This window comes from Glutamicibacter sp. NPDC090743 (assembly GCF_044769125.1).
Lineage (GTDB): Bacteria > Actinomycetota > Actinomycetes > Actinomycetales > Micrococcaceae > Glutamicibacter.
In genome coordinates, this window is sequence record NZ_JBIVXE010000012.1 from 36,739 (window position 1) to 44,773 (window position 8,035).

Sequence of the window (8,035 nt, forward strand, 5' to 3'; positions counted from 1 at the left end):
ACGCGCAATGATGACCTGAAGGGTTGCCTCGAACACTGGGCTAATAGCTGTCCGGAGCAGCGCTTTGGGCCTCGGAATTGAAGCTTGCAGCCAGTGCTTCGGTGGCACGCGCCAGCAGTGCCACGTCGGCACCCACGCCGACGTAATCCGCGCCGGCGGCCATGTATTCGCGGGCGCTCTTCAGGTCGAAGGCGTTGACCCCGGCATACTTGCCTGCGGCCTTGGCGGCATTGATGGACTTGATCACCGCAGCGACCACGTCCGGGTGGCTCTGCTGGCCGATGACGCCCATGGAGGCGGCCAGGTCCGATGGACCGATGAAAATCCCGTCAACACCTTCGGTGGCAACGATTTCCTCGACGTTCCGCACCGCTTCATCCGCTTCGATTTGAACCATGATGGTGATGGTCTCATCAGCGCGGGTCAGGTACTCGGGGATGCGGTTCCAGCGAGCCGAGCGGGCCAGGGCGGAACCGACACCGCGTACGCCCTTGGGCGGGTACTGGCAGGAGGCGACGGCAGCGGCGGCTTGCTGGGCATCATTGACCATCGGGATGATCAGCGACTGCACGCCCAGGTCCAGGAACTGCTTGATCACCACCGGATCGTTGACCGCAGGGCGGACCACTGGAACGACCGGGTAGCTGCGCACGGCCTGCAGCTGGGCCAAGATGTTCTGCAGGTCGTTGGGCGAATGCTCGCCATCGATGAACAACCAATCGAACCCTGCACCTGCGCAGATTTCAGCGATCAGCGGGGAAGCCGAACAGACCCAGATGCCTGCCAACGAGTGGTCGGCGTCCTTGAGCGCATCCTTCAGCGACGGATCCGCTTCTACTCGAAATGACATGTCACAGTTCCTAGCGGTCCGTAATCGGCAAAGACGGTATCCCCTGCATTGACCCACATCGGGCGGGTGAAGGATCCGGCCAGGATGATTTCCCCGGCCTTGAGCTTGTCGCCGTGCGGGGCAATCTTGTTGGCCAGCCAGTACACGCCAGCGGCAGGGTGGTTCAGCACACCGGCTGCGACACCGGTTTCTTCGACGGTCTGGTTCTTGAACAAGATCCCGGAAACCCAACGCAAATCGATGTTCTCCGGCTTGACCGGGTTGCCGCCGATCACCATGGCACCCATGGCGGCGTTGTCGCTGATGGTATCCACAATGGTGCGGCCTTCCATCTCCACGCGGGCATCGAGGATTTCCAAAGCGGGGATGACGTATTCGGTAGCTTCGAGCACATCGAAAATGTTCGCCCGCGGGCCTTCGATGTCCTTCTTGAGCTTGAAGGCCAGCTCCATCTCCACGCGGGCACCGGTGAAGTCTTCCCACTTCAGCTTCGCGCCGGAGTCGTAGACCATGTCATCGAAGATGATTCCGTAGTCAGGCTCGGTGATTCCGGTAGCCATCTGCATGGCGCGGGAGGTCAGCCCGATCTTGCGGCCGACCAGCACGCGGCCAGCGGCTTCGGAGCGCTGGCGCCACAGGTTCTGGACCCGGTAGGAATCTTCTACCGTCATTTCTGGATAGCGTGCGGTCAGACGCGGCACGGGAGTCCGTGTCTCGCCGGCCTGGACCAGCTCATCGGCAATGGCCGTGATTGTTTCCTCGGATAGCATCGACGGCTACACCTTTCACTACTGTTCAAACCTCTTGGGGCTGCCGCCATCTCGAGGAGATGACTTAGCTCACGGTTCTTGATCGTACCGAGGTTCGAGATTGAAGGCACATCGTACTAACATTCTGCTCGACTTTTCGTGGCCTTTCGGGCTCCTTTTCGCAAAAGATTTGGCCCACGGCCATGCGCCCCGGTGCGGGTGCATGGCCGTGGGCCCAACTTGGCGGAACGGCCGACTCAGGATCCGGATTTGAGGTTTGCCAGCAACGCTTCGAAGGGCAGTGAGGAGAGTTCATCATCGGGGTCGGCGAATTCGCTGACCGAGGGAGCGATGGAACGGGTATCCCCCAAATCCGCATCAGCGGAGAATTCCCCTTCGTTCAGGGACAGCGCCAGGACGACTTCTCGCGCAACCCGGCGAGCGCGATCTGCCAGCGTGCCAGTCAGCCCCTGTCCCCCGAAGTCTTCCGAAGACGCGAAAACCGTTGTCGGCATGATCTGCGCCCTGAGGTAGGAGAAGATCGGACGCATGGCGTAGTCAACCGCGAGCTGGTGCCGCTGGGTTCCCGCGGTGGCAGCGAGCACGACCGGTTTTCCGTTGAGCGATTTAGGGTCCAGGATATCGAGGAAGGACTTGAAGAGGCCTGAGACCGAGGCCGTGAAGACCGGGGTGACGGCAACGAGCACGTCCGCATTCACCACTGCGTCGATAACTTTTTGCAGGCCCGGGGCGGCGAAACCGGTCAGCATATTATTAGTGATTTCACCAGCATGCTCACGCAGTTCGATATTGCTCACGTCGGCTTGCACGCCGGCGGCAGCTAGCTGCGCGGCAATATTCTCTCCGATTTGTCGGCCCAGCAGCGAGGAGCTCGATGGGGTTCCCAGCCCACCGCTGATGACGACTACTGACTTGCTCACTGTTCTTGCCTTTCACTATTTATATGCGTATGCATGTATCAACAGCGGGGTCGCCGGACGTATTCCCGGCATCGGCAGTTCTTTTCGCCTCGTCAGCTCAATTCAGTTTTTCACTATTGTGACGGTCGCAATCTTATTGATAATATCTGCATATGAGCACTCCGAAGCCACAGACCGAGAATCAGCGCGCAATTGAAGATGGCGTCCGCACTGACTTCAAAAACACGATGTCCTACGGCAGCTACCTTGATCTGGAACGCATCCTGTCAGCACAGCATCCGGTCAGCGTTCCCGAGCATCACGATGAAATGCTCTTCATCATCCAGCACCAGACCAGCGAACTGTGGCTCAAGCTCATGCTCCATGAACTCCTCGAGGCTCGCCGCCTGCTGGGCCTCGATGACTTCGGCAAGGCCCTGAAATGCCTTGCCCGTGTAAAGCACATCCAGAAGACCCTGACCGAGCAGTGGTCGGTCCTGGCGACCTTGACGCCGCGCGAATATGCACAGTTCCGCGACTTCCTCGGCTCTTCCTCCGGTTTCCAGTCCTTCCAGTACCGCGCCGTGGAGTTCATTCTGGGCAACAAGCATGAAGGCATGCTCAAGGTCCACGAGGCAGATCCAAAGGCCCACGAGCTACTGTCCAAACTGCTTCACGAGCCAGGTCTCTACGATGTGTTCCTGGCCGCCCTGTCCCGCCACGGTTACGACATTCCCGAAGACGTGCTTTCACGGGACTTCACCAAGCCTTGGGCATTCCAGGAGGCACTGGTGCCAATATTCAAGGATATCTACGAGTCCGAGGACACCCGCTGGGGCTTCTACCAAGCCTGCGAGGACCTGGTAGACGTCGAGGACAACTTCCAGGCATGGCGCTTCCGCCATATGCGCGTTGTCCAGCGCACCATCGGATTCAAGCGCGGCACCGGTGGCTCCTCGGGCGTTGACTTCCTCAAGCGCGCCCTGGACCTGACCTTTTTCCCAGAGCTGTTCGCGGTGCGTACCGAAATTGGCAAGTAGCACCTCCCTCACGGCTCTGAGCCTCGATGACTTCGAGGCGAGATGCGGAAGCGCCACCTCGATTATCCGCACAATTACCGGCCTCTATATACGGCATGAGAAAACTCCGGTGGCGCGCACCCGAATAGTGGAACTGGCACATGCTGCCGGAGTTTCGGTCCCTGCGGCGCAAACCGCCATCTCCCGACTGATTGACCGGGAAGTGCTGGAAGCAGCGCAATCTTCCACCTTGCGCGTTTCGAGCGCGGCGCAACAAATGTTCGAGCGTGGCACCAGAAGAATATTCACCCCGCGCCAAATGTCAGGCAGTGATCCCTGGTGCCTGGTGGCCTACTCGCTGCCGGAGACCTTGCGCTCCTTGCGCCACCAGGTACGCAAGCATTTCTTGCAGCTTGGCGGCGGCACGCTCGGCTCCGGATTATGGATTTTCCCCGAGTACCTGCGAGAGGAAGTATCGGCGGTGCTCAATGCCCTGGGAGCCAGGGAACACGCGACGCTTTTTACCGCCCAGCAACCATACTTCCCCGGAACACCGCAGCAGGCTGCCGGGCAGTGGTGGGATCTTGAGCGCCTGGGCACGCTGCATCGAGCGTTCCTGGAGAGCACCGCTTCCCTGGATTCCAGCGACATTGCTCCGCCCAGTGCTTATCGGGGGTATGTCACGATGGTCGATTCATGGCGTGCTCTGCCCTACCTTGACCCCGGCTTGCCGGAGTTCATGCTGCCCGCCCACTGGCCTGGCGATGAGAGCAGGGAACGTTTCTTGGCACTGTCCACCGCATTCCAGGAATCGGCCTTGCTCTTCGCACGCTCGCTTCTGGCTTCCTAGTTCCAGACTGGTTCATCTTCTCCATACGGAGCAGGCGGACCAGGGTAGTCCAGCCCCTGGCCTGCCATGCTGAAGGAGCATAACCTCTAGTCGGTAAGATGAGAACTCGATCTTCGTCGAACTGAATGAGGGAAAATGTAAATTAGTCAAGATCGCTCCCCGCGCATCCGCGATTCTAGTTTTGGAAGGCAGTCTGGTGCGCTAAGAAAACTTTTATCTCTATTTTCCGCTTTCACCGTAATGTTCCTGTTGCTGTCATTTCTCACTGCTGTGGACGCCCAGGCATCTTCCAGGGACAAGCCGGAAACCAGCATGCGGGTATTAAGCGAAGTAGAGGTGGGATCAACTGCACGTGGCGTAATCGTGGGAGGCAACAAACTCACACGAGTCTGCTCTCCTAAAAAGTGCGTTTCCGTCCCAAAATCAAAGATCTGCACCGTTGGTAGCGGATGTGGTAAGGCTATTTATAAGGAATACAAAGGCTATTGCTCATCATCTACAGCCTGCTTTACCTACAAGGGCAAAAATTACGTATACACAGGGTTTAAGCCCACTGCTGCTCAAATGTCCCAAGCGCGTAAGTGCGCTGCAGGGCTAGGTGTGACTTGGCTCGGAGCTATTGCCGGCGGTCCTCTAGGAATTACAATACTAGGAGTTTCAGTGACTCTCTGGAGTTGCGGCTAGGAGAATATTCAATGAACAAAAGTTCCATTTCACCCCTTATTGCTTGGGTAGTTTCTGCGCTCTTTCTTCTCATCGGAATCTGGCAGATTAGTACCAATGCGTTTTGGCAAGGTGTCGCGCTTGTTGCTTTAGCACTAATTTGGGCCGTCGTAGCCTTACGACAATCCCGAAAGGCAAAGGTGTAAGGCTAGAAATACCCAAAAGCTACTAATCAACCCCTCATAGATTTTGGGTCTTCCCACAGACATAAGTGTTTGAGCATTATCAGCAAATCGTACAAAACGTTCGGCTGGAAGGCTCCAGCCGAACGTTTTGGTTAGATAGGTTCATTTCGCGGGACCGAAAACACCCCAATCGTAAGGGGTGGTTTCCGAATCCGTCGAATATACGATGCGAGGGATCTCGTCGTCCTGTAAATACCGTTTGCAAAACAATGGCGAAGCTTCCGCAAGACCCGAAGTCTTCGGGTGAGAATCCTTGCCAGTTGCCACATGCGAACCGATGTAATGGCTTTTAACCATTGCAATACCCCGCGCCTACGTACGTCGGATGTTTGCTGTGAATGGAACGGGTCAGAGGTCAGAGAAAGTTCTATTTCTGGCGGCGAATCGCGCTACCGTCGGCTATTTACTTTTTACAAACCATCCTACTTTTGTGCTGAAGTGGCCTACTTTTATTTGATCACACACGTTGTAGTCACATCCGGCTCTGCCAATGAAGGAACGCAGTATCCATCATCTCCAGACGCCACGGCAGCATCGTGCCCTCGGCTCGCCTTTGGTGCTGGACATGAAGCCAGACTCCGAGGATCCGCTCGGCCTCCGAGGAATAGTTCTGATACCTCGGCGTCCGATGATAGGTAGCCGCGAATTCGATTAGCGAGGTCAGCCGTGCCCGCCAGGCCTCATCCAGCTCCTGCTGGTGCACATCGATATTCCAGCCTGTGAGGTCCTCTAACAAAACGCTCTTAGGGATAGACATTGAGTTGTTGCGGTGGGCTCGTCGCTGCTCGAGCACCCACCGGTGCATCCGTGACTCTGCTTCTTCCCCGTCGTGGTGCGGGAGCCGGCCGTGGGTTTTCTGGAATTCCAGGACTTCGGCAAGTTTCTTGCGCCATCTGACCGTCGGACGGTCCGGTCCCCTGACTTCCAGTGCTGCTTCATGTTTTCCACGAAAACCGGGTTCATAGTGCTCACGCCGCTGCAGGTGGTAGTGGATAGTTGCTGCACCACGATGGCACAGGTCAGTGATCTCGCGGGCAGTCAGACTGGCAAGATGCATTTGGTCCCATTCAGGATGCCTGGATACTTTCCAGCTAACCATGGCTCCAGGCTACAACACAGTGAACAGTGTGGGCTTGCGGCTGAGGCAGCCTGGAATTCGAGTAGTGCGGGCAACGATATTTCATTGCCGGTGGGAGAGTATCACCGGAAATCTTCAGCCGTTCGGGTCCATGCGGTTGCCGCTGAGCCCGGCGGTGCCGGCGGACGGGTTAGCTGTCAGAGTTGCGGGACCAATGATGCATGAGTCTTTGCTGGGCTTGCTGTTCGCTCAGTCCTGAAATCTCTTGTGTGGACAGATGAAGTTGTTCTATGAGCGCAGCTTCCATCCATTCGGGCAAGACAGATCCCCGTGCGGGTTCAGGTGTGGCTTCAACGGATTCGTAGAGCCTTCCCATCTGGACAATGACGTCTTTGAGCGATTGAATCTTCGGGTCATCGCCCATGCGTGCGACCCGTGAGGTGAGCTCATCGTAGACCTCGCCATCCGAACGGGCGCCAACAGCCCAGACCTCGGAAATATCAAGAATTGGGCGCCCGGATGCGTCTTCGGTAATGCGCCATACGATTCTCCAGTCGCGATCGCCAACGACCAACTTGCGGAAACCGACTAGCGCACCGAGCAAGGGCTCGCCAGCCTCAGGAGATTTTTCGAGTAGCAGCATCTTCTTGAACACGGATCGCACGATCTGTGGATCCTTTTTGTGAAGACGATGCAGGTCAGATACTGCGTCTTCAGTTAGCCGGACGATGCACAGGCGGTCTTGAGGCTGATTCACGAATTATCAGACTGGGCTTCTTCGGCGTTTTCCGCCTCAAGCTCTGCGCGGTTCAAATTAAAGAATTCCATCGCATGGTCGAGCGTCGTGCGCACGCCGCTATCAGTGGCAAAGCGTGCCATCACCAACGCAGCATCGCGAAGAGTATCCCGGTCATGGCGCAGCTGAGCGATTTCCTTCGCGGAAACGACTTCGGCCACGACCTTGCCATGGCGCGACAAAGGGGTATCCCGGCCCTCTTCGGCGGCGGCGACAAGCGCAGAGAGTCCCGCACGTGATGCTTCGGTGATACTCAAAGTAGTCATATGAAAAACTATATAGATTTCTACCTAGATTTTCTAGGGGTTTCCATTCGGGAGTAGCGGAAGTTTTGTCAAAAACGGCGTCAGGAACGACTGAAGGGCATGGCGCCGATGGAATATCGATGCCATGCCCGTACGGCCTAATGCGGGACCATGATTTAGCTAGTCCAATTTTCGGGACCAATTTCATATCCCGTACATTAATCCTGCCCTTCAAAAGGAATGCGGCACAGAAATTAACTAATTCTTACACCCTTGGCCGCAACAGCATAATCGCCAAATGAGTAGCAAGTATTGTGGTTCGACACCGGTCCGCGCAAGGTGCTCCAGTAGTGCTGGTTCCCGTAGTAGTACCGGGTCTGACCACGATTGGCGCCAGGGCAGAGGTAGCGAACATTGTTGTACTTACTTATGTTGGCTTCTCCCTTGTTGGCGAAGCAAAGCACGTTTTTTCCGTCCTGGCCACGCCAGCGGTACCAATCAATGCGATTACCGCAGGTCACGATGTTGAACCGTCCCTGATTTGATGCCGCTGTCTTTCGAGAGAAAGATAGCAACCATGCCCAAGAAATACCCTGCCGAAGTTCGTGAACGCGCCGTAG

The 8,035-nt window shown here is 56.7% G+C and carries 9 protein-coding genes and 1 pseudogene; 3 read left to right on the plus strand and 7 right to left on the minus strand.

The annotated features are described in order from the left end of the window. Positions 1–40 precede the first annotated feature (40 nt). From ACIQTS_RS17895 to ACIQTS_RS17905, 3 genes are all read right to left on the minus strand, one after another. Entirely contained in the window at positions 41–850 is an 810-nt protein-coding gene (locus tag ACIQTS_RS17895; RefSeq protein ID WP_402474268.1) for an aldolase/citrate lyase family protein, read from the minus strand. Next, complete coding sequence (hpaH, locus tag ACIQTS_RS17900) at positions 835–1,620, minus strand: 2-oxo-hept-4-ene-1,7-dioate hydratase (protein WP_105657357.1); 786 nt, start codon at positions 1,618–1,620, stop codon at positions 835–837. Before hpaH ends, ACIQTS_RS17895 begins: the two co-directional genes overlap by 16 nt. 236 nt (positions 1,621–1,856) lie before the next feature. Then, a complete protein-coding gene (locus ACIQTS_RS17905) occupies positions 1,857–2,540 on the minus strand; it encodes a CE1759 family FMN reductase (protein WP_332489150.1) in 684 nt (227 codons plus the stop codon). 152 nt (positions 2,541–2,692) lie between these two features. Between ACIQTS_RS17905 and kynA the strand changes: the two genes are divergently transcribed. Together kynA and ACIQTS_RS17915 are read left to right on the plus strand one after the other, a co-directional pair. Then, entirely contained in the window at positions 2,693–3,559 is an 867-nt protein-coding gene (kynA, locus tag ACIQTS_RS17910; RefSeq protein ID WP_332728464.1) for a tryptophan 2,3-dioxygenase, read from the plus strand. 109 nt (positions 3,560–3,668) lie between these two features. Then, entirely contained in the window at positions 3,669–4,388 is a 720-nt protein-coding gene (locus tag ACIQTS_RS17915; protein WP_332489148.1) for a PaaX family transcriptional regulator C-terminal domain-containing protein, read from the plus strand. Positions 4,389–5,768: 1,380 nt separating this feature from the next. On the opposite strand, the gene ACIQTS_RS17920 is transcribed toward ACIQTS_RS17915, so the two are convergent. The 3 genes from ACIQTS_RS17920 to ACIQTS_RS17930 form a co-directional block, all read right to left on the minus strand. After that, positions 5,769–6,395 (minus strand): helicase associated domain-containing protein, encoded by a 627-nt coding sequence (locus ACIQTS_RS17920; RefSeq protein ID WP_402474272.1) that lies wholly within the window; start codon positions 6,393–6,395, stop codon positions 5,769–5,771. Positions 6,396–6,564: 169 nt separating this feature from the next. Beyond that, complete coding sequence (locus ACIQTS_RS17925; protein ID WP_402474275.1) at positions 6,565–7,131, minus strand: type II toxin-antitoxin system RelE/ParE family toxin; 567 nt, start codon at positions 7,129–7,131, stop codon at positions 6,565–6,567. Continuing rightward, positions 7,128–7,436: a type II toxin-antitoxin system Phd/YefM family antitoxin gene (locus tag ACIQTS_RS17930; protein ID WP_400291405.1), complete on the minus strand. Its 309-nt coding sequence runs from the start codon at positions 7,434–7,436 to the stop codon at positions 7,128–7,130. Before ACIQTS_RS17930 ends, ACIQTS_RS17925 begins: the two co-directional genes overlap by 4 nt. Before the next feature lie 66 nt (positions 7,437–7,502). Between ACIQTS_RS17930 and ACIQTS_RS17935 the strand changes: the two are divergent. After that, positions 7,503–7,577: pseudogene (locus ACIQTS_RS17935) on the plus strand (hypothetical protein); the annotation flags it as partial. A gap of 92 nt (positions 7,578–7,669) precedes the next feature. Here ACIQTS_RS17935 and ACIQTS_RS17940 read toward each other — a convergent pair. Then, positions 7,670–8,035, minus strand: a 366-nt coding sequence (locus ACIQTS_RS17940) for a hypothetical protein (protein WP_402474278.1), incomplete at its 5' end; no start/stop codon positions are given.